The sequence below is a fragment of the Tepidimonas sp. genome (assembly GCF_029335975.1).
Taxonomy (GTDB): Bacteria; Pseudomonadota; Gammaproteobacteria; order Burkholderiales; family Burkholderiaceae_C; genus Tepidimonas.
The window spans coordinates 1-23,973 of the sequence record NZ_JARJMT020000037.1; the positions used below are offsets into that span (position 1 = coordinate 1).

Below are 23,973 nucleotides of genomic sequence, written 5' to 3' on the forward strand. Positions count from 1 at the left end.
GCCCTTGCAGGCCCCCCTGACCGGCTGCGTGGTCACGCGCTATGGCCATACCCCCCCACGGCCCCCGGATGTGCCGCCGCGCATCGATGTGTTGGAGGCCGCGCACCCCGTGCCCGACGCAGCCGGGGTGCAAGCGGCGCAACGGCTGCTGAACTCTGTCCAGGGTCTGGGGCCCGACGATCTCGTGATCGCACTCATCTCCGGCGGCGGCTCGGCCTTGCTGGGACTGCCGGTGCCGGGTCTGGATTTGGCGGATTTGCAGGCCATCACCCGCGCGCTGCTGGTCAGCGGCGCGTCGATCCACGAGATGAACGTCGTGCGCAAGCATCTCTCTCGCATCCAAGGGGGAAGGCTGGCACTGGCTGCAGCGCCAGCGCCTGTCTGCACGCTGGTCATCAGCGACGTGCCGGGGGACGACCCAGCGGTGATCGCAAGCGGCCCCACAGTGGCCGATGCCAGCACCGACGCCGATGCGCTGGCGGTGCTGGACCGCTACGGCATCGCGTTGCCGCCCACCGTGCGGGCGGATCTGGCCGCAGGGCGGCACGAGACGCCCAAGCCCGATCATCCGCGCTGGGCCGCGTGCACGGTGCGCCTGATTGCCAGGCCGCATGACGCGCTGCAGGCCGCCGCTGCCGAGGCTGAGCGCCTGGGGCTGCGGGCCTACGTGCTGGGTGATGCTCTGGAGGGTGAATCGCGCGAGGTCGCACGCGTACATGCCGCCCTGGCTCGCTATGCCATGCAGGGGCATGGCCCCTTTCGTCCGCCGTGTGTGATTTTGTCGGGTGGCGAAACCACAGTGACGCTTCGCCCCGCCCCGCAGGGATCGGGTCTGCGCCCGCGCGGGGGACGGGCGGCAGAATTTGGCCTGGGCTTGGCACTGGCGCTGGACGCAATACCGGGTGTGTGGGCACTGGCGGCCGATACGGACGGCATCGACGGCACCGAGGACAACGCCGGTGTCTTCGTCGCCCCGGACACGCTGCTGCGCGCCCGGGCGCGGGGCCTGTCGGCTCGTGAGCATTTGGACCAGCACGACAGCTACGGCTTTTTCGCTGCGCTGGGCGACCTGCTCATCACAGGCCCCACGCACACCAATGTCAACGATTTTCGTGCGCTGTGGCTCGATGCGGGGGCTGCGCCCGGTACAAGAGCCGGCCTGGCGTGATCGGCGGTCTGCCGCTGGCGGCGCGCAGTCCTGGGCCAAGGCTGTGGATTGGGTGAATCCACGGATCGTGGGCCGAACCCCGTTACCATCTACCCCTTTGCGCCGCCGTGATCCCGTCCGGCCCGCGTATTCCACGATCGGCACCGACTCTGTTCCATGAGCCTTCCGCCCCGATTGCAATTGCACCGCATCACCAAGCATTACCCCGGCGTGGTCGCCAACGACGGCGTCTCGCTGGAGGTGCTGCCGGGAAGCATCCACGCCGTATTGGGCGAAAACGGTGCCGGCAAATCCACCCTCATGAAGATCATCTACGGGGCGGTCAAGCCCGACGACGGTGCGATGCTCTTCAACGGCCGCCCGGTGCATGTGCGCAATCCGCAGGAGGCGCGCGCCCTGGGCATCAGCATGGTGTTCCAGCATTTCAGCCTGTTCGAGACGCTGACCGTCGCCGAAAACGTCTGGCTCGGCCTGGATGCCACGCTGTCGCTGCGCGAGGTGACCGAATCGATCGAGATCAAGGCCCACGAGTACGGTCTGGACATCGATCCGCGCCGGCCGGTGCACACGCTGTCCGTGGGCGAGCGCCAGCGGGTGGAAATCGTGCGCGCGCTGCTGACCCAGCCGCAATTGTTGATCCTGGACGAGCCGACCTCGGTGCTCACACCGCAGGCGGTCGAGCGCCTGTTCGTCGTGTTGCGACAACTGGCCGCCGAGGGTTGCAGCATCCTCTACATCAGCCACAAGCTGCACGAGATTCGCGCCCTGTGCGACACCTGTACCGTCATGCGCGGCGGGCGCGTGACCGGCGTGTGCGATCCACGGCAGGCCAGCAATGCGGATTTGTCGCGCCTGATGATGGGCAGCGAGCCGCCCGCCTTGCCGCCCCACCGCGCGCCCAGCGCAGACGTGGTGTTGGAGGTACGCGGCCTGACGCTGCCCAGCGAGGAGCCGTTCGGCACGGATTTGCACGACATTGCCCTGCAGGTGCGCGCCGGCGAGATCGTGGGCATTGCGGGGGTGTCGGGCAACGGTCAGCGCGAGCTGCTGTGCGCGCTGTCGGGTGAGACGAGGTCTGCCCCTGCGGGCTCGGTGCGCCTGGCGGGGCGCGACATCGCCCGCGCCGGCCCGGCGCAGCGACGTCGGCAGGGCTTGCACTTCGTACCAGAGGAGCGTTTGGGCCGAGGTGCGGTCCCCCCGCTCGGGTTGGCACACAATCTGCTTTTGACGCGCCGTGATGCGGTTGGCCGCGGCGGCTGGCTGCGGCTCGGGGCGCTGCGGGCGCAGGCCCGCGACATCATCGCGCGCTACGGCGTCAAAGCCGCAGGGCCGGATGTTGCGGCCAAGGCGTTGTCCGGGGGCAATCTGCAAAAATTTATCGTTGGGCGCGAAATCGAGGCCCGTCCCTCGGTGCTCATCGTCTCACAGCCCACCTGGGGGGTGGATGTGGGGTCGGCCGCACAGATTCGCCGCGAAATCGTCGCCCTGCGCGAGGCGGGCTGCGCGATCTTGGTCGTCAGCGAGGAGCTCGACGAGTTGTTCGAACTGTGTGATCGGCTGTATGTGATTGCCCGCGGCCGCCTGTCGCCCCCGGTGCCGGTGGCCGAGGCCAGCGCACAGCGCATCGGTGAGTGGATGTCCGGCTTGTGGCCCGAGGTCGAGGAGTCTGGCCATGCTGCGGCTTGAGATGCGCTCGCAGCCCTCGGTGGCCTGGAGCTATGCCTCGCCGTTGCTGGCCATTGCGCTGACGGTGCTGATCGGCATGGCCCTGTTTGCCGCGCTGGGCAAGGATCCGGTGGCCGGTCTGCGCGTCTTTTTCTGGGAGCCGGTGCGCGACGCCCGCGCCTGGAGCGAGCTCTTGCTCAAGGCCACGCCTCTGCTGCTGATCGGCCTGGGACTGGCGATCGGGTTTCGCTCGAATGTCTGGAATATCGGTGCCGAGGGGCAGTTCATCATCGGTGCCGTGTTCGCCAGCGGCACGGCGCTGGCGCTGGCCGGGGCCGCTTGGCCAGTCTGGCCCGTGGTGCTGCTGGCCGGTGTGGTCGGCGGCTGGCTCTGGGCCGCGATCACGGCGCTGCTGCGCGACCGCTTTCACGCCAACGAAATCCTGGTCAGCCTGATGCTGGTCTACGTGGCGGTGCAGGTGCTCAACTACCTGGTCTATGGGCCGTGGAAAGACCCAATGGGGTTCAACTTTCCGCAGACGCAACGCTTCGACCCGCAGGCGATGGTGCCGCGCCTGTACGCCGGACTGCGACTGCATTGGGGCCTGGTGATGGCCCTGGTGGCGGTGGTAGCGGTGTGGGTGTTTCTGTTTCGTACGCGCGCCGGGTTTGCGCAGCAGGTGGGGGGACTGGCGCCGGCGGCGGCGCGCTATGCGGGGTTTTCGTCGCGGCGCGCGCTGTGGGTGGCCATGGGCGTGACGGGTGCGCTCGCCGGTCTGGCCGGTGCGCTGGAGGTGGCGGGGCCGGTGGGCCAGCTCACGCCCCATGTGCCGGTGGGATATGGGTTTGCGGCCATCATCGTCGCGTTCGTGGGTCGTCTGCATCCGCTGGGCATCGTCGGCTCGGCGCTGCTCATGAGCCTGTTCTACATCGGTGGTGAGCTCGCCCAGTCGCGGCTGGGGCTGCCCAAGTCGATCACCGGCGTCTTTCAGGGCCTGTTGCTGCTGACGTTGCTGGCCTGCGACACACTGATCCACTACCGTCTGCGTTGGAGGAAGGGCTGATGGAAGCGCTGGCTCTGCTGATCGCGGCCACGCTCAACGCCGGCACCGTGTTGGCGATTGCGGCGCTGGGCCTGCTCATCAACGAGAAGGTGGGCGTCGTCAACCTGGGGGCCGAGGGCTTGATGCTGTGCGGGGCCTTGGCCGGTTTCGCCGCCGTGGTGCACCTGGGGGTGCACCCGGTCGGGTTTTTGGCCGGCATGGGCGTGGCGGCGCTGCTGTCGTTGCTGTTTGGCTGGCTGGTCATCTACCTCAACACCAACCAGTACGCCACCGGCCTGGCGCTGAGCCTGCTGGGCGCGGGGCTGTCGGCGTTTGCCGGGCAGCCCTACACCCAGTACAAACTGCCAGAGCTGGTGGCGCCGGCGGTGCCGCTGCTGGCCGATCTGCCGTTCATTGGCCCGGCGCTTTTTCGGCAGCACGTGCTGGTCTATGGCGCCATCGCGCTGGCGCTGGCGTTGGTGTGGCTTTTCGATCGCACGCGCACCGGGCTGGTGCTGCGCAGCGTGGGCGAAAGCCCTGAATCGGCGCATGCGCTGGGCTATCCCGTGCGCCGCATCCGGCTGCTGGCGGTGGTGCTGGGGGGCGCGCTGTGCGGGCTGGCGGGGGCCTACGTGTCCACCGTCTACACCCCGCTGTGGGTGGAAGGCATGATTGCGGGCAAGGGCTGGATCGCGCTGGCGCTGACCACGTTTGCCACTTGGCGACCGGCACGGGTTTTGCTGGGGGCTTACCTGTTCGGTGGGGTGACGATGCTGCAATTCCACTTGCAGGGCATGGGGGTGGCGGTGCCCAGCCAGTTCTTGACCATGCTGCCGTACCTGGCCACCATCGTGGTGCTGGTGCTCATCTCGCGCTCGCCCCTGTGGATTCGCACCCACATGCCGCAGTCGCTGGGCAAACCGTTTCATCCTGGGTCGTGAAGATCGCCCATTTTTTCTCAAGGAGTGTTTCCATGATCGATATGCGCAAACGCGAATGGCTCAAGACCGCCGCCAAGGCAGCGGCGCTGGGGTTGGTGGCCGGCTCGGCGCTGGTGGGCTGCGGCAAGAAGGAAGAAGCCGCCAAGGCGCCAGCCCCGGCGCCGGCCGCCGAGGCACCCAAGCCCCAGCCGCTCAAGGCCGCCTGGGTGTACGTGGGCCCGGTGGGTGACGCTGGCTGGTCGTTCGCGCACGACCTGGGTCGCAAAGCCGTCGAGGCGCACTTCGGCGACAAGGTGCAAACCACCTTCGTCGAGAGCGTGCCCGAAGGGGCCGACGCCGAGCGCGTCATCCGCGACCTGGCGGCGCAGGGCAACAAGATCATCTTCGCCACCTCATTCGGCTACATGGAGCCGATGCTCAAGGTGGCCAGTGAATTTCCAGACGTCAAGTTCGAGCACGCCACTGGCTACAAGACCGCCGACAACATGCGCGTCTACGACGCCAGCTTTTATCAGGACACGTACATGGCCGGCATCATCGCCGCGCACATGACCAAGACCAACACGTTGGGCTTCGTCGGCTCCTTCCCCATTCCCGAGGTGCTGCGCAACATCAACGCCTTCGTGCTGGGCGCGCAGACCGTCAAACCCAACATCAAGCTCAAGGTGGTGTGGGTCAACAGCTGGTTCGACCCGCCCAAGGAGACCGAGGCCGCCCAGAGCCTGATCAACCAGGGTGCCGACGTGCTGTTGCAAAACACCGACTCCACCGCTGTGCTACAGACGGCCGAGAAGAACGGCAAATACGCCTTCGGCTGGGACAGCGACATGAGCAGCTTCGGTCCGAAGGCACACCTGGCGTCGGCCGTGGTCAACTGGGGGCCATACTACATCCAAGCGGTGCAGGAAGTGCTCGACGGCACTTGGCAGGGTAACAAGCGCACCATCTGGGGTGTCAAGGAAGGCCTCAACGACCTGATCAAGATCGCCGACGTCGTGCCGGAGGAGGCCAAGAAGAAGGTCGAGGAGGTCAAGGCCGGCCTCAAGAGCGGCGAGTTCGAGGTCTTCACCGGCCCCATCGTCGACAACACCGGCAAGGAAGTGCTGGCCAAGGACGTCAAGGCCGATCAGGCCTGGAAAGACCAGGTCAACTTCTTCGTCAAGGGGGTCGAGGGCAAGGTGCCGTCGGGTAAGTGATGGTCGAGCGCGACCATTGGTGGCCGGTGGCGCTGGCCAGCGCCGTGGGACCCACGCCGCTGGCGTGCTGGCTGCTGGGCGAGCCATTGGTGCTGTGGCGCCATGAGGCGGGCGCGGTGCAGGTCTTGGCCGACCGCTGCCCCCACCGCGGCGCGCGGCTGTCGCTGGGTGCCGTGGTGCAGGGCCAGCTGCAGTGTCCCTACCACGGTTGGCGCTTCGACGGGGCGGGCCGATGTCGCGCCATTCCCGCCTTGCCGGCGTTTATCCCGGCACCAGCCCAAGCGGCGCACGCGTATGCCGCCTGTGAGGCCCACGGCATGGTCTGGGTCTGTCTGGGTCAGCCCAGCGTGGCGGTGCCGGCGCTGCCAGACCTGCCGCCGCGCTGCGTCGCGCACGGCCCGTTCGACGTGGCCACGAGCGCTCCACGCGTGGTGGAGAACTTTCTGGACACGGCGCACTTTGCCTTCGTGCACGACGGCTGGCTTGGCGAGCCCGCGCATGCCGACGTTCCCCCTTGCGCGGTTTCGCACACGCCCGACGGGCGGCCATTCGTCGCCGACTACCCGGCCTGGCAACCGCGGGCGAGCGCGGGTGCGCAGCAGGGGACCTGGGTGCGCTACCGCTACGAGGTGCTCAGCCCTTTTGCGGCGATGTTGCAGAAGCGCCCCGACGGTGACGGACCCGCCGATGCCTACGTGCTCTGGGTCTGCCCGATGCAGGAGGAATCTTGCCGCGTCTGGTTCGTGCAACACACCACCGATTTCGACACCCCAGACGAGTCCCTGCGCACTTTCCAGGCGATGATCTTCGCCCAGGACCAACCGATTCTCGAGTCGCAAACGCCCAAGCGCCTGCCGCTGTATGCGGGCGGCGAAGCCATGTGTGCCGCCGATCGCTTGAGCGCGGCCTATCGGCGGTATCTGCGTGACACCGGTATCGCGTATGGTGTTTGTTGACGGAGCCGACCATGGATTCAGCCGCCCTTGCCGAACCCGACATCGCGTTCGACCGCATTCCGGCGCAGCGTCTGCCCGCGCTGCTGCGCTCGGCGCCCAAGGCCGAACTGCACTTGCACATCGAAGGTACGCTGGAGCCGGAGCTGATGTTCGCGCTGGCGCAGCGCAACGGCGTGACGCTGCCGTACGCGAGCGTGCAGGACGTACGCGCGGCGTACGCGTTTACCGACTTGCAGAGTTTTCTGGACCTGTACTACGCCGGCGCTGGGGTGTTGCGCACGGCGCAGGATTTTTACGACCTGGCGTGGGCCTACTTCCAGCGCGCGGCCGCCGACGGCGTGGTCCATGCCGAATGTTTCGTCGATCCGCAGACGCACACGGCACGCGGCATCCCGATGGCCGTGCTGTTCGAGGGATTGGTCGCGGCGCAGCGCCGCGCGCAGACCGAACTCGGGCTGTCGGTGCAGTGGATTTTGTGCGTGCTGCGTCACCTCAGCGAAGACGAGGGGTTGACGATGCTGGAAGCCGCGCTGCCGTACCGCGAACACTTCATCGGCCTGGGGCTCGACTCCAGCGAGCGCGATCACCCTCCGCGCCAGTTCGTGCGCGTCTTCGAGCGTGCCCGCGCACTGGGGCTGCACGTCGTGGCCCACGCAGGTGAAGAGGGGCCGCCAGACTACATTTGGCAAGCGCTCGACCTGTTGCAGGTGCAGCGCATCGACCACGGCGTGCAGGCGCTGCACGACCCCGCCCTGATGCAGCGGCTGGCGCGCGAGCGCGTGCCGCTGACGGTGTGCCCGCTGTCCAATGTCAAGCTGTGCGTCTATCCCGATTTGACACGGCACCCCTTGGGTCGGCTGCTGGATGCCGGTTTGTGCGTGTCGGTGCATTCGGACGACCCGGCCTACTTTGGCGGCTACGTGGGCGACAACCTGGTGCAGACCGTGGCCGCGCTGGGCCTGAGCGCGCGTCAGGCGTGGCGCTTGTTGGCCAACGGGTTCGAGGCCGCGTTCATCGACGAGCCGACCCGCGCGCGCTACCTGCAGCGGCTCCATGCCGCGTTTGCCGCCGCAGCGGCCTGACTGGCGCGCGTCGCCTACGTAAAATGCAGTGAACGACTGTTGCGCCACGCCACCATGACCATCAAAAGCGACAAATGGATCCGCCGCATGGCGGAGGAATACGGCATGATCGAGCCGTTCGAGCCGGGCCAAATTCGCGAGGTCGACGGACGGCGCGTCATCAGCTACGGTACCAGCAGCTACGGCTATGACATCCGCTGCGCGCCGGAATTCAAAGTCTTTACCAACATCCACAGCACGGTGGTCGACCCCAAGAACTTCGACGAGAAGAGCTTCGTCGATTTTCACGGGGACCACTGCATCATCCCGCCCAACAGCTTTGCGCTCGCGCGCACGGTGGAGTACTTCCGCATCCCGCGCAACGTACTGACCATCTGCCTGGGCAAGAGCACCTACGCCCGCTGCGGCATCATCGTCAATGTCACGCCTTTCGAGCCCGAGTGGGAAGGCTATGTGACGCTGGAGTTTTCCAACACCACCCCGCTGCCAGCCAAGATTTACGCCGGCGAGGGCTGCGCGCAGGTGCTGTTTTTCGAGAGCGATGAGGTCTGCGACGTCTCGTACCGCGACCGCGGCGGCAAGTACCAGGGGCAGCGGGGCGTGACGCTGCCGCGGGCGTGAAGCCGGCGGTCGTGTCGTTGGCTAGGGATCAACTGATTCAATCCCCAACCTTCCCACGACCTGGCACCATCATATCGACACACCCTGCCTAACCCAGCCCACAGACCAGCCCCATGCCCATCCAGACGAGCTTTGCCGAACTCGAGGTCGTCTCCAAGAAGAAGCTCACCCGACGCGAGCTCAGGGCGTACGTCGTGCAAAAGGGCTTTGGGCTGTCGGACGAAGGCCTCGAGGACGCGCTGTACGACAGTTAGGCCATCCGCCGGTTCGTGGGTACCGATCTGGCCCGCGAGGGTCGCTGAGTGCGGGCTGCGGCACCATCTTTGGCCAGTCCGCCAGCGCAGCAGCGCTCGAGACGGACGGGCGGGGTTTATTCAGCGGTTCCTTAGCAGCATGATTCAGGCGACAACTATCTTGACATGCACCGCTCACCTTTACCGTGCGTTCGACTAAGTGCGCGGCAAGCACCACCGTTCAGGGTAGGCCGCGCCTGAGCGCCGAAGGAATCTCCGGACTTCAGGCCGGGGAGGATGTCAAGTCATCTCTTTCACAAAGGCCCTATCTGCTCACTTGCCAAGTTCCGCAAATACCGCGTCGAGCTGCGGATTGCTGGTGATCAGCAGCAGCCGTTTGATGGTGGGGGTGTGATTGATCTCCAACCGCATGTAGCGCTCACCGCCGGCGGTGGACTGCTGGCGAATCAGCTGAATGCGCCCAAAGAGTGCTCCATGTCGTTCGGCGAACTTCGCCAGCCCGACCGCCTTCTCGAAGTTGTCGTCCAGGTCCGGCCGATGGGGCTCCAGGATGTCGATCGCATACCCGCCTTCCACCTGCCGAACGATGACGAGATCGGGGAACATCGGCCTGACCTCCCCCCCTGACATGTAGGGCACCTCCAGCGACCAGGGTTTGCGGTCCAGGTTGCGCAACCAGCCCACCACTGCCGGGTTGGCGAGTTCTTCCTTCAGGACCTCGGCTTCCCATGTACCCAGCTGGGCCCGGAACTGGCCGTTGCCCTCCACGTACAGATGGCGCTCCCACAGCGTATCCGTGGGTTGTCGCCGGAAGTCGATCGCCTGGGGCAGGTGCCACGGCACCTCGGCCGGTTCGGCCGTGGCGAGCCGCAACTTCTCGTAGTTGGCACGGCGATGCTCCTTGAGCTGGTAGATCGCCTTCTTGTGCTGGTCGTACAAGGCGTGGAAGGCCTGCTCGGCGCGCTTTTCCAGTTCGCCCATCTGCGTGGGATGGCGCGCCAGCACGATGGCTTCCACCTTCACGTCTACCGCGTCGCGCTCGGCGTGGGCGCGCCAGTACTCCATTTGCAAGCCGTGGCTGAATACGCGGCCTGCCTCCTCAAACAGGCGGTCGATGTCAACGCTGGATGCCTCGATGCGATAGTCCGCTTGCGGCTCACTCACGCCGGTTCCGTTATGCACGGCCAGGGTTCGCAGGCCCACCTGCGTGATGGCGCGCGCCGCCGAATCGAATTCCCCGGTGGCCTTCAAAGTGGCCACGCACTCGGTCATCCACGCCACGATCTGCGCCTTGGCCTGGCCCCAGGCCTCGTCGTCGATCCCGTCGAGCGTCAAGCTGCGCGCCATGGCCATGTAGCGTCGCAGCGGGCTTTGCGCCCGCACGGCGCCCACGCGGTAAGTCACCAGGCCGTCCAAGGCGGCGAACAGGGCCTCGGTGCCCGCCCGGCGCTGGAGCACCACCAGCTCGCGACTGGAGCCCGTCTCGGCCGGCGGCACGTCCTCCTGGTTGTGCAGTGCGGCCACCACGTTTTGCACCGCCTGCGTGTCGAAGTAGGGCAGGAACAGATGCACATCGTTGAGCGCGGCATCTTTTTCGATGCGGCGCGCCAGCGGCGTGCGCACCATGCGGCCGAGCAACTGGGCAATGTAGGTGTGATCTTCCGCGCGACGGAAAGACATCATCACCTCGGCACGCGGACAGTCCCAGCCTGTGGACAGGCCCGTCTTGAAGAACACCACGCCGATCTCCTTGTCCGCATCGATGCGGGATGCCTCGACCCGCCGCACCCGGCGACCCCCCACGTCCAAATCACCGGCATCGTGCATGGCGTGGGCCACTTCGCCCTCGTTCAACCGGCGTCCGATGACGCGCTCGATGACATCCAGCGCGGCCGTGAGGTCGGTGCGGGTGAGCTGGTGATCGGTGCCATTTTCCACCTGCACCACCAGAATGGGCCAGACCGTCGGTGCCTGCTCTTCCTGGCAGTAGCGCTGCCACGCCTGCGTCATTTGGTGCCAGCGGCGCGCGGCTTCCTGCAGCAGGCCCATCTCGGCCGTCGTCGGCGACTCGGGGTGGTGGATCAAGATGCGGTCCTTCAGCAGCCCCGACGCGCGCACCTCCTCTGCCGAGATGGCGACCTTGTGCACCGTGTGCGGTGCATGTTCCAGCAGGTCCAAAAAGCGCTTGGGTGTGGCGGACACACCGATGACCAGCGGCATCTTCACGAGGCCCACTTCCGGGTGCCCCAGGAGAAAGCGCTGCATCAAGGTCTGCGCCTCTTTGGCGCCCCGGCCGGACGCCATGCCCCGGTGGGCTTCGTCGATCACCACATAGAAGCGGTCCGGTATCGCGCGGGCGGTGTTGGTCAGCGTTTCCCAGATGAGGTGCTGGCGTCCGTCACCCCGATTGGTCAGCGGTTGATTGACGGCCAGCTTTTGCGTGTTGATGAAGTACACGCAGCCGCCCTGCAACTGCGGCGCATCGAAGTGCGCATCGATCGTGATGAGCTGATGGACGCGGTAAACCTTGTCGGACTTGCTCTCGATCTTCAGCTTCGTCTGCTCGTTGAGCTCCGGCATGTCGGACACCCACAGGATCACGGCATCCCGCTGCGGAGTCCAGTCCAGCGGCCACGCGAGCTCATCGTCGGGCTGATCCAGGATGGCCTCGAACAGCGCCGTCATGATGATGGTCTTGCCGCTGCCGGTGGGTGCGGAAAAGGCAATGGCCTGCGGGTTGTCGGTGCTGGCGAAGCGGCGCGCGGCCGTGAGCTTGTCGCGCAGCTGGTGCAGCGCATCCTTCTGGAAGTCGAACAGCGTGACCTTCATGGCAGATACCGGTTGATGTCGAGCGCGCCATGGAAGACGCCGAGGATTTCGACGATGGCTGCATCGCCTCGACGCAGATACGCAATACGGTAGTGACCGTACAGCAACATGCGCACCTCGCCCTCGGGCACGACGCGCAGCCGGGTACCGATGTCGGGGAACTCGGCGGCCAGTTCCGCCTTGGCCACGATGCCGTCAACGACCTTGGCAGCCGCGGGCGGGTTGTCCGCGGCGATGTAACGGTCAATGTCCTCCAGCCAGGCCAGTGCCTCGGCCGTCCACCTCAGCTCTGCCATGCACGGATTCTCCGCAGCGCCTCGTCATGGCTCACGCTGCGTCCCGCGCGGGCGTCGGCCAGGCCGCGTTCGAGCATGCGCTCGAACGCCAGCTCGCGCAGGATTTCCTCAAAGCTGGCATCCTCGGGCTGCGCCTCGATCACGGCGCGCAGCACGTCTTTGGCGCTGGGTTGTTCGTTCGCGGTCGCCGTCATTTCGCACCTCCTTGGTTGATCATAAAGTTGAGCAGGTAATCCCGGTACAACTGCACCACCTGCAAGCCGGGGTTGCCCCTCCCGGCGGCGTCGCGAACCTCTTGCGCCATCGTCTTGAACGACTCGTCCGCGTCGGTGACGATGAACACATGCGACAGGCCGGTGCGGCCGCCGATGGCCTGGAGCAGCCGTCCCATCCGCGTCTCGTCGAGCAGTACGACGAAGTTGCTGCCCTCGGGGGCGAACAGTACGGGCTCCGGTTCGTTGCGCGCCAGTTCCGGCCTCGGCCCCACGGCACCGGCCTTGAGCCACAGCAAGGGCAGGATCTCGCGGAACGCGCGGCGCAGCGACACGCGCTCGGGGTCCAGAAAGTCCAGCTTGAAGTAGGCGAGATTGGCCGCGAAGCCCTCGGCAATCGGATAGGTCAAGTTGAACTTGTATTCGCCTTTCACCGCTTGTCCGTCGTCCGTTTTACCGGTGATCGCAGCCCGCAGACGAGGGAAAGTTATCTGGCGGCAGATACCATATGCATCCCATTCCGGATCGCCTGGCTGGAACCCCTGCTCGCGCAGGCTGGCAGCATCTTCGGCGGAGACCTCGTTGTTGGTGACGAGGATGCACCGGCGGCGTCCGCCATCCTCGCGGTTGAGACGAAGCACGGCGTGCGCCGTGGTGCCGGAACCGGCGAAGAAGTCCACGATCAAGGCTTCGGGCTTGTTGGCGACGAAGAAGCGCAGCGCATCTTCTACGGCGTAGAGTGACTTAGGAAAAGGGAAACGGCGACCGGGCAGCAGCGCCCGCAGCAGGTTGGAGCCGCCCGCTCCGGCATTATGCGAGCGCTGGTTCCAGACCGTAACCGGATTTTTCACCCGCTGCACGTCCTCGGCGAATCTGAGAATCAACGCGCCGTTTTCGTCGCGCCCCAGGACTTCGATCTCGCCGCGCTGGATGCGCTCTTTCTCGGCGTTGCGCAGATAGGAGATTGACCAGCGCTCGCGCGTGCGGGTGTAAGCGCCCAGTCGCACAGTACCCTCGGCCAGCCCTTTGCGGGCGGTCTCCGCGCTGATTTGCCAACGACCTTCCGTCCCGTCGGAACGGATCGGCCAGCAGGCGACGAGGCCGGGCGCGGGCGGCGCGACCGATTCGCGACTTTGGCCGAGCGGGATCGGGTCGCCCACCGAGTGAATGCGCCGTGCGACGGGGTCGACCCAGAATGCATAAAACAGGTTCGGGCTGTCCTGTCGCCTAGCGCCTGTGCCGCGACGCAAGAGGCGATTCCAAATATCGATCCTTGTGTCTGTGCCAGGCTCAGCCTCGTTGAGCATGTCCCTGCCGTTGGGCACGACCGCCGCTGCGCCGAGGAAGACGAAGAACAGGTACTCGTCGGCGCGGTAAAAGGCTTTGGCGCGCGCCACGCCGCTGTGGTTGATGACGCTGGTGACCATCTGCACCTGCGCCTCGGGGAATTCCTGCTCCAGCAACATGCCGAGGTGATGAACCTCATGTTCATCTATCGTGACGATGAGCACCGAATCGGCAGGGTTGAGCAGTTTTTTCGCCAGCCGCAGCCGCCGCTGCATCATGGCCAGCCACTTGCTGTGCCGCCACTGGTCGTTGGCGTCCACGTAATCGTTGTTGTACTTCCAGTCCCGCGCGCCGGTGTTGTACGGCGGGTCGATGTAGATGCAGTCCACCCGGCCGGCATAGAGGTAGTCCAGCAACTGCAGGGCGTGGTAGTTGTCGGCTTCGATCAGGGTGTGCCAGGGCCCGGCCGGGTCGCCGTTTTGCACCGCGTCCATGGGTACCAGTGAGGGGAAGATCGGCTCGCCGAATTCGCGCACCACGAGCAGTTCATCGACGGCCATATCGACCGTCTCGGTGGCCGAGGGGTTCGTCTGCGTTGCATGCGGTTCGGCCCCCGGGCGGACGCAGGTCGCGACGCCGTCGCGCACCCGCAAGACCCGCCAAACGTCCTTGAGCGGGCCTGCGCGCCGGCAGACCAGGTCACCGCGGCGCGGCCGGGCCTTGGGCAGCGGCAACCGTTCGGGCAGGTGGTCCTCGAACACCAGGCCGAATTTCTTCTCCTTCGAGGCGCTGGCCCACTCTGCAGCCAGCCGCTCGCGCAACCGTGGGTCGCTGACCTGGGCAATCAGATCGTGGATGGCTGACAAGAGATCCTCCTTGCGGCTCGCGACCTGTCGTCGGCCACGCGCGTCATGACAGTGAGTTTGTAGTGCCCAAGTGGTAAGCCCAGCGGGCGCTGGCGTTCACAGACTCTAAGTTTCATCGTTACGGGCCCTCCAGAAGCTCAGTGGCCCCGCGCGATGCGCTTGGCTTGGCACAGCTCGATCAGACCGTTGAGTTCTCGTACGCCAGTGTACTGGGCGCGATACTTTACTTCGAAGGGAAACAGCTCGCCGCCCACTTTGGCGACGAGAGCCACTTCCCAGTCTTTTTTGCCACGCCAGTAAGAGAAGCGCACGGTCTGCGCGCAGTAGCGGGCAACAGGTGCTTGAACACGGCCGTCTCGGTAGCAAGGCCCAGCGCTGCCGCGTCTTCCAGAATAGCTTTGCCGTTGCGCATCGCCACTGGCGCAATGGCCGCATCGGCCAGGTAGATCTTGAAGCGCGCGCGCACGTCGAGCCGTATCAGACGCTAGGATTGCTCACGAGCGATGAGATGAGACGGGCGGGTGTCGAGGGTCTTTATGACTGGGCGCTCGCCGCCGATGATGTCCGTCACGCTTTTCGGCGTCATGGCGATCCGGCGACAGAGGCGCGTCTTGGCCAGTTAGCCGTGACCGCCGATGACTTCCGCCTCGCGGCCATCGCGCTGCGAGACGGACAGTGGCGTCTCGATGGGACGACGGATATCGGCCGCCCGGCCATCGTGCTTGAATACTCGCACCCGCAGTCCGGTATCCGCTACGTGATGGTGTGGGAAGTGCGCGCCGGGCGCAAGATGATCGTGCTCAAGAGCATGCGAAAGTGGCCCGCCCCAGGAGCTCCACGTCCTTGACGACTTCCGGGTATGAGTCGGACGCCCCCATGCTTGGGCCACTGAAAGGATAGCACATGATCCGCATCGACATCGACGACCGCGAAGTGTGCCTGGCGCTGGAAGAGCTGCGTCGCCGCGCTTCGAACATAAAACCCGCCATGCACACCGTCGCCGACCATTAACATAGTCGTCCCTGAAATCTTCACCCGATCCCCGGTTGCGAGTGCATCAAGCCTGGCCTGAGCGATATCGCCCCCGCCCCCGCCTCGGCCTGCTGCAACAGGCGCAAAAGAAGGGATGGGCTCGATGTTTGCATGGCCTGAGCAGCTTGCTCTTCTGCTTGCTGATCCGTTGGGTCTTGCCTCGGTGCACGATGCGCACGTCCGGGTTGTCGGCATCCACCCCCGGTAGCCCCGATCGACGAACACCGTTGCGGGATCGACCGCACGGTCCTGTATCAGGATACTGGCCTGCTCCAGTTGTTCGGCCAGCGTGTGGCCGTCGTAGGGGTTGCCATGGAAGGCCCGAGCGCCCACGATCAGGTTGCCCTTGTGCGTGCTGGCAATGCCCACCTTGACACCGAATTCGTCGGGTGTTCGGGCCTTGCCCTTGCTGATACAGTCGCGCCAGCATTGCGCCAGCGCTGGACCACCCCTTCGTCCAACTCGTTGAGGGCGTGCTTGAGATACAGGAGGCTGATCATGATGCGCAGCGGCACGCGAGGACGCCCCGCGTGGCTCAAGCGTTCGCTGCGCTGGACTTGTTCACTAAACAGATCGAGATCGGGCATGGCGATGCCCGAGCGCGCCTTGCGCGACAACAGATGCGCCACCGATCCTTCGATTTGCTGCCAGGGCATGCGAGAGGCCAGCACCGCCAGCGGGTGGCGCAGATCGATCATGTGGTCGATGCGAGAGCGGAAGAAATCGTCGGTGACGGGGCAGGCAAACTTGACAAAAACTCCCAGAGCTCGCGCATATGAGGATGTGAAATGGGGAGATATTTGAGCCGAGAAAGCGCGAAAACCACAGATAAATCAAATAGTCAAGAGTAAATCAGGGGGTGGCTGGGTACAACGCGTCACCCGCTCACCCACAACATCAACGCATACACCCCCGTGCCCAGCAGCGTGGAGGCCGCCAGCCCCCCGCGCAGGCGCTGGAGGAGGATCACGGCGGCGATGGCAACGGCCGTGGGCAGGGCGCGGGTGGGGCCGGCGGCTGGCCACAGCAGGGGGAAGAGCGAGGCCACCAGCAGGGCGGCGATGGCGGCCGGGCCGATGGCCGAGGACCAGCGGCGGATAAGGTTCGAACGCTCGGTACTTTGACTCAGCCCCCCCCAGAAGGGCAAGCAGCGCAGCAGGAAGGTGCCCAGCCCACAGGCCAGCACGGTCAGCAGCTGTATCCAGCCGGCTTCACTCATCGTCGCCGTCCTCGTCCACGTGTGCCTGCAGCAACTGGAGGGCCGCACCGGCCAGCATGCCGGTCGGGATGGCCACATGGGCCGGGCCCAGGGCCAGGCCCAGCAGCGTGACACCCGCCGCCCCCCACAGCGCCCGGCCACGTCCGTGCACCCCCATCTGCAGCAGCAGCGACAGGAAGAGCGCCGGCAGCACGAACTGCAAAGCCTCCTGCAGCAGGGGGATCCGGTCCACCAGCTGGGCGCCGGTCTCGGCCCCCAGCCAGGTGCCAGCGATCCACGCGCCATAAGCCCCGGCCTGCAGGCCAGCCAGCCAGCCCGCGCGCTGGGCCGGGGCCAGGGTGGGCAAACGCGCGGCCGCGCAGGCGAAGACTTCGTCGGTCAGGCCAAAGGCCAGGGCCGGGCGCACGCGGGCCGGGCGCGCCTGCGCGAGCTGTTCGGCCACCACCCGACCGTAGAGCAGATGGCGGGCATTGAGCAGCCAGATGGTGGGCACCACCGTCAGCGGCCCGCCGCCGGCGGCGAGCAGGGACACCAGCACGAACTGGCTGGCCCCTGCAAAAACGATGGCTGAGATGGCCACGGCCCATGGAGCCCCCAAACCCATCTGAACGGCGGCCAGCCCGAAAGAAAAAGCCACGGGCACGTAGCCCGCTGCAATGGCCAGGCTGTCGCCCAGGCCGCGCAGCACCTGCCGCGTCATGCGCCCTCCGGCTTGCTGAAGGTGAAGACATGGGTGCCCCCACCCCAGTCGTCGCTGCCGGTGGTGGCAAACACCCGGCGATGGCGGCGCAACTCCAGCCCGGCCAGCGCGGCCAGCCCGGCAAAGCGGCGCGGGAAGGTCTTGCGCTCGACCTCGTAGTCGAAGCCGGCTACCATGGCCTGCAGCTCCAGCCAGTAGAAGCGCACGAAGGCCCCGATCTCATGTGCAGGGCGCTCGCGCAAACCGGACTCGCACAGGCGCGCATACAGGTTACGGCACAGGCTCACCGCCTGGGTCGATTTGCCCTCGGTGGCCGCGACCATGGCCATGATGATGGAGCGGCGCAAGTCGCGGTAGAGCCTGAGGTCCAGCCCCCCTTCGGAGGCCGGCGGCTCACCCACCCAGGCCATGCTGGCCAGCAGGTAGGCGCTGTGGTGGCGCACCAGAGCGAGGTTGCGTTCATCCACGCTGGCGAATTCGGGCAGGAACTCGTCGGCCACCACAAGCAGCCCGCCGGGCTGCAGCAGCCGCATGGCCTTTTGCAGCATGAAGGCCGTGTTGAAGTGGTGCGAGGCGCCGAAAGAGGTGATGAGCGGTGTCTCGCCGCTCGGCAGGTCGAGCTCCAGGAAGCCGCCGTGATGCAGCTCGATGCCCTCAACCCCGTGGGCATTGCGCTGCAAGCACACAAACGCCGCCTCATCGGGTTCGACGGCCAGGAAACGGCAACCCGGATGCAGCTCGTGCAGCATTAGCAACGGCAGACCCGGCCCTGTGCCCACGTCGATGGCCTGCAAGGCGGGCTGCGGTCCGGCGAAGCTTGCGATATCCTGGGCGGCGGCCACTACTTGGCGGGCATAGGCGGGGTGCAGCAGCTCGAAGGCATCGTATTGCTCCACGTCGATGCGGCTGGAGAACGGCCCGTCCCGGCCGCCGCGCTGCGCCGCCGCGGGCGCCGGGCGCACGTGATGCAGCTGCCGCGGCATGCACATGCGCCCCCGCTGCAGCAGCACCTCAGCGGCCAGGCTGTTGAGCACCCAGCTGCGGCCCTCCAAATGAGCCTGGATTGCGGCCGTTTCGGGCGCGCCCAGCTCGATGAAGGGCGACTCCGCCAGCCGGGCTAGGCGGATGGCGGCAGCCGGCAGGTCGGCGTTGGCCCAGGCGGGCGGTGCCTGGTCGGGTTGGGCAAAGGCTCCGGTCAGGGGCATGGGCACCACGGCGACATACGGCCCCTGGGCGTCGTCTTCCACCAGCGACAGCACCGGCCAGCGCCAGGGACCGGCGGTGGCCTCGTGCTGCATCTGGCGCAGCTTGAGCAGGCCGTCACGCCTATTGAGCGGCTCGCCGCGCAGTCGCAGGATGCGCGCGCCCAGGCCGTTGGACACCTCCAGCAGGGCGCGCTCCATCACGCTGCGCACCCCCTCCCAGGCGCTCGGGGCCTGGGGCCACTCTAGGTAGAGCGTGGAGGCACTGGCCGAATAGGTCTTGGGCGGATACACGATCACCACCATGGCCCGGCCGCCTTGCTCGGTGGCCGCGTACACATGCGGCACATCGGCGTCGAAGGTGTGAGTGTCGCCAGCCCTCACCATGCGCGGCCGGTCGGCCTGCCCCACCAGCATGGCCCCGGACAGCACCGTGATGCGTTCCTTCACCCCTTCCGGATGCGGGGCGGAGTCCTTGCGGCAGCCTGGCCGCAGTTCGATCAGATAGACCTCGATCTCGGGGTCGTCGGTCGATTTTTCGATTAATCGAACAATCACCCCCTTGTCCGACAGCTCGCCGCCGTCGCTCAGTTCCTCGTTGACCAGCTGGCCGAAGGGCACTCCCAGGGCGTTAGCCACAGCCCACAGGGTCTCGATCGTGGGGTTGCCCTCGCCGTTTTCCAGCTGCGACAAGGTCGATTTCGCCACCCCGCTGCGCTCGGACAAGCCCGCCAGCGTGAGCCCTCGCTGTTCCCTAAATCGCAGCAGATTCCTGCCGATGGCTGAGACGGTGCTCACGAGGTTTTCCTGATAGATATCGATGTGAGTTCATTATAACAAACAAACGGTTCGTTCTGTCGGTCTGCGGCCAGGTGTGCCTCTATGGCACGATGGCGCCACATTGCATCCGGGGAAGGAGGTCCACGCTATGTCCATCGTTTTGCTCATCGTTGGCGTGGTCGTCCTGGTGGCAGGGGCTGAGGGCCTCACGCGCGGCGCCGCGCGGTCGTCACTGTCCTGGGGGATCTCGCCCCTGGTGGTAGGCTTGACCATCGTGGCCCTCGGCACCAGTGCGCCGGAGATGGCGGTGTCGGTGGGCGCAGCCGCCAACGGCACCATCGATCTGGTCGTGGACAACCTGGTGGGCAGCAACATTTTCAACATCCTTGTCTGCCTGGGCCTGGCCGGCGTGGTGGCGCCCCGTGGCCTGCCCATTTCCGAAGCTGTCCTGAACTTCGATCTGTGGGTGATGGTGGGTGGCCACGCTGCTGGCCTGCCTGCCCATCTTCATGAGCGGCCGGGAGATCGCGCGCTGGGAAGACGGCGTGCTGCTGGCCTACCGCACCACCGCCAGCGCCGCCACGGAGGTGCGCCGCGTCAGCGGCTGGCCGAAGAACAGTGCCCCCAGCAGCACCGTCCACACCGGCATGGTAAAGCCCAGGATGGCCGCCCGCCCGGACGCCAGGGCGGCCACGCCAAAGATGGCCAGCGTGTGCCAGCCCAGCATGTTGGGCAGTGCCAGCGTGACGATGCTGCGCCACTCGCTGCGCCGGGGCGGCAGGCGCACACCGCGCCAGCGATAGAACGCGAACAGCCACAGCGCGCCGCCGGTCATCGTCACGGCGCGGAAGAACAGGGGCGAGAGCTCCTGCAGCGACAGTTTCATGACCGGCCAGTTGACGCCCCACATCAGCGTCAAGGCCACCAGTCCCAGGGCTTGGGCGCGCGACAGCATCACGGGTAGGGGCGGCTCACACCGCCACGGGCGCCTTGATGGCCGGGTGGTGCTGGTAGTCCAGGAATTCGAAGTCGTCGAATTCGTAGTCGAACAGGGTCGGCGGGCGGCGGCGGATGCGCAGCGTTGGGTAGGGGTAGGGCGAGCGCGACAGTTGCAACTGCACCTGCTCCACGTGGTTGTGGTAGATGTGGCAATCGCCACCGGTCCAGATGAAGTCGCCGACGCCTAGGTCGCACTGCTGCGCCACCATGTGCGTCAGCAGCGCATAGCTGGCGATGTTGAACGGCACGCCCAGAAAGACGTCGGCGCTGCGCTGGTAGAGCTGGCACGACAGTCGTCCGTCGGCCACGTAGAACTGAAACAACGCATGGCACGGCGCCAGCGCCATCTGGGGCAGGTCGGCGACGTTCCAGGCGCTGACGATGATGCGTCGCGAGTCGGGGTTGGTACGCAGGGTATGCAACACCTCGCTGATCTGGTCGATGTGTCCGCCGTCAGGCGTGGGCCACGAGCGCCATTGCACGCCGTAGATGGGGCCCAAGTCACCGTCGGCGCGCGCCCATTCGTCCCAGATGGTCACGCCGCGCTCTTGCAGCCAACGCACATTGCGCTCGCCGCGCAAAAACCACAGCAGCTCGTAGATGATGGATTTGACGTGCAGCTTCTTGGTCGTGACGAGCGGAAAGCCCTCCGACAGGTCGAAGCGCATTTGGTAGCCGAACACGCTGCGCGTGCCCACCCCGGTGCGGTCGGTCTTGGGCGTGCCGTGCTCGAAGACGTGGCGCATGAAGTCTTCGTACTGCGTGCGGATCGGGCGCTGGCTCATGGGGCTGCATTATCGGGCAGCAGCACGCGCCCGGGGTTGAGCAGGCCCGCAGGGTCGAGCGCGCGCTTGATGGCGCGCATGATCGCGAGCGCCGTGGGGTCCTTGAACGCAGGCAGCAGCGCCGCCTTGAGCCCGCCGATGCCGTGCTCGGCGCTGATGGAGCCGCCGTGGCGCTGCACCAGGCGGTAGACCAGCTGATTGACGTGGGCTTCGTGTTCCTGCAGGAACGTGGCGGCATCCGTATCCGGCGGCGCCTGCACGTTGAAGTGCAGGTTGCCGTCGCCCAGGTGGCCAAAATTGACCACGCGCGCACCGGGCACGGTCCCGTGCAGCGCGGCTTCTGCCTCCGCGCAGAAGGCAGGGATGCGCGACACCGGCAGGCTGATGTCGTGCTTGAGGTTGAGCCCCTCCTGCGCTTGGGCGAGCGGGATGCTTTCGCGGATGTGCCATAGGGTGCGCGCCTGCGCCAGGCTTTCGGCGACGATGGCGTCGCGCGCTGCACCCTGCTCGATGGCCGCGGCCAGCGTGGCCTCCAGCGCCCCACGGGCGTGCACTTCGCTATCGTGGTCGCTCACCTCCAGTAGCACACACCACGGGTTTTCGCGCCACAGTGGCACGCGCAGGTCGGGGAAGTGCCGGTCCACCAGGCTGAGCGCGAACGCGTTCATGGCCTCGAAGCCGGTCAGTGTCGGCCCCAGCCGGCGTTGTGCCAGTGCCAGCAGCGCCAGCGCCTCGGTCAGCCCCGACACGGCGGCCCACGCGGTCAGGCGTGCGGCGGGCTGTGGCACCAGCTTGAGCACCGCGCCGGTGATGATGCCCAGCGTGCCCTCGCTGCCGATGAACAGGTGGCGCAGGTCATAGCCCGTGTTGTCCTTGCGCAAGCCGCTCAGGCCGTCCCAGAGCTGGCCGTCGGCGGTGACGACTTCCAGCCCCAGGCACAGGTCGCGCGCATTGCCAAAGCGCAGCACCTGCGTGCCACCGGCATTGGTGGCCAAATTACCGCCGATGGTGCAGCTCCCTTCGGAGGCCAGGCTCAGCGGCAGCCACAGGCCCGCAGCCTCGGCGGCCTGCTGGGCCACTTGCAGCACGCAGCCAGCGTCCACGGTCAGGGTCAGGTTATCGGGGTCGAGCGCGCGCACGCGCTGCAGCCGTTGCAGGCTCAGCACCACCTGGCGGCCGCTGGTGTCGGGCACGCCGCCCAGCACCAGCCCGGTGTTGCCCCCCTGTGGCACGATAGGGGTGCCGTGCGCGGCGCACAGGCGCACCACGGCGGCCACCTCCTGCGGGCTGCCTGGGCGCACCACGGCCAGCGCGCGCCCACGGTGGCGGCGGCGCCAGTCTTGCTCGTAAGCGGTCAGGTCGTCGCCGTCGGCAGCGGTCAGCACATGGGCAGCGCCCACGGTGGCACGCAGCTCGGTCAGCAGATCGGTGCGGGGCATGGGGCGCGTCCAGGATCCAGAATCTCCATCAGGGCGTGGTTGCCGCTTCGGAGGCGGCTTGGCGTGCCGCTCGCAGCCGCCAGCGCACGTGCAGCGCGCAGGCGGCAAACAGCCCCAGACACAGCAGCACCTGGGTCCAGGCCAGCAGGGCCGACAGGCCGCTTTCGGTCGTCGCGCGCACGATGCCTTCGGTGAAATACAGCCACACGAGCAGGCTCAGCCAGCGGTAGGTGTACATGCGGTGCCGCAGCAGACCCGGTAACGGCAATGTCAGTGGCAACACCTTGAGCGCCCACCACGAGCCGCCGGGGCGCAGCGGAGCGAGCCACAGTTCCCACGCCAGGCCCAGGGCGATGAGCGCGAGCAGGCACGACACGGCCAGCGCACGGGTGCGCCGGGCCAGCCGCAGCGCCGTTTGCGCAGGGCTGGGCGCAGGCGGGGCAAGGGGAACAGACGGGGCAGCCATCGGCTGGCATGATAACGGCATGAGCGCCACCGATTCGCGGACCCAGCCCCATTCCCGGGCCCGTCGTCAGGCCGCCTGGCGAGCGGCTTGGCGGGCCGAAGGCGCCCGACTGTGGCGGGCGCTGCGCGACTTTCCATGGCGCACCACGCTGGCCATGCTGCGCGAGCGCCTGGCGCGCGACCGGCTGGGGGTGGCGGCAGGCAGCCTGACGTTTACCACCACCATCTCGCTGGTGCCGCTGCTGACCGTGGCGCTGGCGATCTTTTCGGCGTTTCCGGCGTTTGCGCGCGTCGAGCAGCGCCTGCAGCGCTGGATGGTCGAGGCCCTGGTGCCGGAGAGCATCGCGCGCCAGGTTTCCAATGCACTGTGGCAGTTTTCGGCCAACGCGGCCAAGATCGGCTGGAGCGGCGCGCTGGTGCTGCTGATCACGGCGCTGGCGCTGGTGCTCACCATCGACCGCCAGCTCAACGATATTTGGCGCGTGCGGCGCTTGCGGCCGCTGGCGCAGCGGGTGCTGGTGTACTGGGCACTGCTGACCTTGGGGCCGTTGTGCCTGGCCGCGGCGCTGAGCGCCAGTTCGTACGCCCTGTCGGTATCGAAAGGTTGGCTGCCAGGCGTCCATGCGGGGGTCCGCTGGTTGCTCGACATCGGGGGGTTTGCCCTCGTGGTGCTGGGGGTGGCCGCCCTGTACCGCTATGTGCCCAATGCGCCGGTGCGCCTGCGGCATGCGCTGGTGGGCGGGGTGTTCGTTGCCATCGCGTTCGAGCTGGCGCAGCAGGCGCTGGCGTGGTATCTGCGCACGGTGCCCACCTATTCGGCGGTGTACGGCGCGTTTGCCACGCTGCCGATCCTGCTCGTCTGGCTCTACTTGCTGTGGTTGATCGTGCTGCTGGGGGCGGTGATCGTGGCCTACCTGCCCAGCCTACTGGCGGGCGT

At 66.7% G+C, this 23,973-nt stretch carries 23 protein-coding genes and 2 pseudogenes; 12 read left to right on the forward strand and 13 right to left on the reverse strand.

From position 1 onward, the window contains the following. The 9 genes from P3W97_RS01960 to P3W97_RS02000 all read left to right on the forward strand — a co-directional run. A partial coding sequence (locus P3W97_RS01960; RefSeq protein ID WP_300843287.1) for a glycerate kinase occupies nucleotides 1-1,168 on the forward strand: 1,168 nt, incomplete at its 5' end. 156 nt (nucleotides 1,169-1,324) lie between these two features. Beyond that, on the forward strand, nucleotides 1,325-2,854 hold the full coding sequence (locus tag P3W97_RS01965; protein WP_300843288.1) for an ABC transporter ATP-binding protein: 1,530 nt from the start codon (nucleotides 1,325-1,327) through the stop codon (nucleotides 2,852-2,854). Then, nucleotides 2,841-3,896, forward strand: a complete 1,056-nt coding sequence (locus P3W97_RS01970; protein WP_300843289.1) for an ABC transporter permease — start codon at nucleotides 2,841-2,843, stop codon at nucleotides 3,894-3,896. The genes P3W97_RS01965 and P3W97_RS01970 overlap by 14 nt, the downstream gene beginning before the upstream one ends. Further along, a complete protein-coding gene (locus tag P3W97_RS01975; RefSeq protein WP_299021501.1) occupies nucleotides 3,896-4,816 on the forward strand; it encodes an ABC transporter permease in 921 nt (306 codons plus the stop codon). The genes P3W97_RS01970 and P3W97_RS01975 overlap by 1 nt, the downstream gene beginning before the upstream one ends. A 32-nt stretch (nucleotides 4,817-4,848) precedes the next feature. Further along, nucleotides 4,849-6,012 (forward strand): BMP family ABC transporter substrate-binding protein, encoded by a 1,164-nt coding sequence (locus P3W97_RS01980; RefSeq protein WP_300843290.1) that lies wholly within the window; start codon nucleotides 4,849-4,851, stop codon nucleotides 6,010-6,012. Continuing rightward, entirely contained in the window at nucleotides 6,012-6,968 is a 957-nt protein-coding gene (locus P3W97_RS01985) for an aromatic ring-hydroxylating dioxygenase subunit alpha (RefSeq protein WP_300843291.1), read from the forward strand. Before P3W97_RS01980 ends, P3W97_RS01985 begins: the two co-directional genes overlap by 1 nt. An 11-nt stretch (nucleotides 6,969-6,979) precedes the next feature. Next, the gene (locus tag P3W97_RS01990; RefSeq protein ID WP_300843292.1) at nucleotides 6,980-8,050 is read left to right on the forward strand and encodes an adenosine deaminase; all 1,071 of its coding nucleotides are present in this window, start codon (nucleotides 6,980-6,982) and stop codon (nucleotides 8,048-8,050) included. A 54-nt stretch (nucleotides 8,051-8,104) separates the two neighbouring features. After that, nucleotides 8,105-8,671 carry a dCTP deaminase gene (gene dcd / locus P3W97_RS01995; RefSeq protein WP_058616447.1) on the forward strand — a complete coding sequence of 189 codons (567 nt, stop codon included), beginning with the start codon at nucleotides 8,105-8,107 and terminating at the stop codon, nucleotides 8,669-8,671. A gap of 113 nt (nucleotides 8,672-8,784) precedes the next feature. Continuing rightward, nucleotides 8,785-8,925: a hypothetical protein gene (locus P3W97_RS02000; protein WP_156137228.1), complete on the forward strand. Its 141-nt coding sequence runs from the start codon at nucleotides 8,785-8,787 to the stop codon at nucleotides 8,923-8,925. Nucleotides 8,926-9,237: 312 nt separating this feature from the next. Here the strand turns inward: P3W97_RS02000 and P3W97_RS02005 are convergent, their stop codons facing one another. The 5 genes from P3W97_RS02005 to P3W97_RS02025 all read right to left on the reverse strand — a co-directional run bounded on the left by P3W97_RS02005 (nucleotide 9,238) and on the right by P3W97_RS02025 (nucleotide 14,726). Beyond that, nucleotides 9,238-11,754, reverse strand: coding sequence for a DEAD/DEAH box helicase family protein (locus tag P3W97_RS02005; RefSeq protein WP_300843293.1), 2,517 nt, complete (start codon nucleotides 11,752-11,754; stop codon nucleotides 9,238-9,240). Next, nucleotides 11,751-12,050, reverse strand: coding sequence for a type II toxin-antitoxin system RelE/ParE family toxin (locus P3W97_RS02010; protein ID WP_043699412.1), 300 nt, complete (start codon nucleotides 12,048-12,050; stop codon nucleotides 11,751-11,753). Before P3W97_RS02010 ends, P3W97_RS02005 begins: the two co-directional genes overlap by 4 nt. Next, nucleotides 12,038-12,244: a hypothetical protein gene (locus P3W97_RS02015; RefSeq protein WP_043699415.1), complete on the reverse strand. Its 207-nt coding sequence runs from the start codon at nucleotides 12,242-12,244 to the stop codon at nucleotides 12,038-12,040. Before P3W97_RS02015 ends, P3W97_RS02010 begins: the two co-directional genes overlap by 13 nt. Next, the gene (locus tag P3W97_RS02020) at nucleotides 12,241-14,415 is read right to left on the reverse strand and encodes a site-specific DNA-methyltransferase (protein ID WP_300843294.1); all 2,175 of its coding nucleotides are present in this window, start codon (nucleotides 14,413-14,415) and stop codon (nucleotides 12,241-12,243) included. The genes P3W97_RS02015 and P3W97_RS02020 overlap by 4 nt, the downstream gene beginning before the upstream one ends. A 137-nt stretch (nucleotides 14,416-14,552) precedes the next feature. Further along, nucleotides 14,553-14,726: a hypothetical protein gene (locus P3W97_RS02025; RefSeq protein WP_197052561.1), complete on the reverse strand. Its 174-nt coding sequence runs from the start codon at nucleotides 14,724-14,726 to the stop codon at nucleotides 14,553-14,555. A gap of 26 nt (nucleotides 14,727-14,752) precedes the next feature. Here P3W97_RS02025 and P3W97_RS02030 point away from each other — a divergent pair, with 26 nt between their 5' ends. Then, nucleotides 14,753-15,262: a hypothetical protein gene (locus P3W97_RS02030; RefSeq protein WP_300843295.1), complete on the forward strand. Its 510-nt coding sequence runs from the start codon at nucleotides 14,753-14,755 to the stop codon at nucleotides 15,260-15,262. 440 nt (nucleotides 15,263-15,702) lie between these two features. Here the strand turns inward: P3W97_RS02030 and P3W97_RS02035 are convergent. The 4 genes and pseudogenes from P3W97_RS02035 to P3W97_RS02050 form a co-directional block, all read right to left on the reverse strand. Then, a pseudogene (locus P3W97_RS02035) lies at nucleotides 15,703-15,864 on the reverse strand (IS5/IS1182 family transposase); the annotation flags it as partial. 460 nt (nucleotides 15,865-16,324) lie between these two features. Continuing rightward, complete coding sequence (locus P3W97_RS02040; RefSeq protein ID WP_300843296.1) at nucleotides 16,325-16,666, reverse strand: AzlD domain-containing protein; 342 nt, start codon at nucleotides 16,664-16,666, stop codon at nucleotides 16,325-16,327. Next, nucleotides 16,659-17,366, reverse strand: a complete 708-nt coding sequence (locus P3W97_RS02045) for an AzlC family ABC transporter permease (RefSeq protein ID WP_300843297.1) — start codon at nucleotides 17,364-17,366, stop codon at nucleotides 16,659-16,661. The genes P3W97_RS02040 and P3W97_RS02045 overlap by 8 nt, the downstream gene beginning before the upstream one ends. Then, nucleotides 17,363-19,366 (reverse strand): helix-turn-helix domain-containing protein, encoded by a 2,004-nt coding sequence (locus P3W97_RS02050; protein ID WP_300843298.1) that lies wholly within the window; start codon nucleotides 19,364-19,366, stop codon nucleotides 17,363-17,365. Before P3W97_RS02050 ends, P3W97_RS02045 begins: the two co-directional genes overlap by 4 nt. A 130-nt stretch (nucleotides 19,367-19,496) precedes the next feature. On the opposite strand from P3W97_RS02050, the pseudogene P3W97_RS11025 reads away from it, so the two are divergent. Then, nucleotides 19,497-19,763: pseudogene (locus P3W97_RS11025) on the forward strand (sodium:calcium antiporter); the annotation flags it as partial. A gap of 141 nt (nucleotides 19,764-19,904) precedes the next feature. Here the strand turns inward: P3W97_RS11025 and P3W97_RS02055 are convergent. The 4 genes from P3W97_RS02055 to P3W97_RS02070 are packed head-to-tail and all read right to left on the reverse strand — an operon-like array spanning nucleotide 19,905 to nucleotide 23,037. Next, nucleotides 19,905-20,303: a DMT family transporter gene (locus P3W97_RS02055; protein ID WP_300843299.1), complete on the reverse strand. Its 399-nt coding sequence runs from the start codon at nucleotides 20,301-20,303 to the stop codon at nucleotides 19,905-19,907. A gap of 16 nt (nucleotides 20,304-20,319) precedes the next feature. After that, the gene (locus tag P3W97_RS02060; protein WP_300843300.1) at nucleotides 20,320-21,132 is read right to left on the reverse strand and encodes a thymidylate synthase; all 813 of its coding nucleotides are present in this window, start codon (nucleotides 21,130-21,132) and stop codon (nucleotides 20,320-20,322) included. Beyond that, entirely contained in the window at nucleotides 21,129-22,571 is a 1,443-nt protein-coding gene (locus P3W97_RS02065; protein WP_300843324.1) for an FAD-binding oxidoreductase, read from the reverse strand. The genes P3W97_RS02060 and P3W97_RS02065 overlap by 4 nt, the downstream gene beginning before the upstream one ends. Nucleotides 22,572-22,599: 28 nt before the next feature. Then, nucleotides 22,600-23,037, reverse strand: coding sequence for a DUF2069 domain-containing protein (locus P3W97_RS02070; protein WP_300843326.1), 438 nt, complete (start codon nucleotides 23,035-23,037; stop codon nucleotides 22,600-22,602). A gap of 19 nt (nucleotides 23,038-23,056) precedes the next feature. Between P3W97_RS02070 and P3W97_RS02075 the strand changes: the two genes are divergently transcribed. Then, nucleotides 23,057-23,973: YihY family inner membrane protein (locus P3W97_RS02075; RefSeq protein ID WP_367184581.1), on the forward strand; the 917-nt coding region annotated here is incomplete at its 3' end.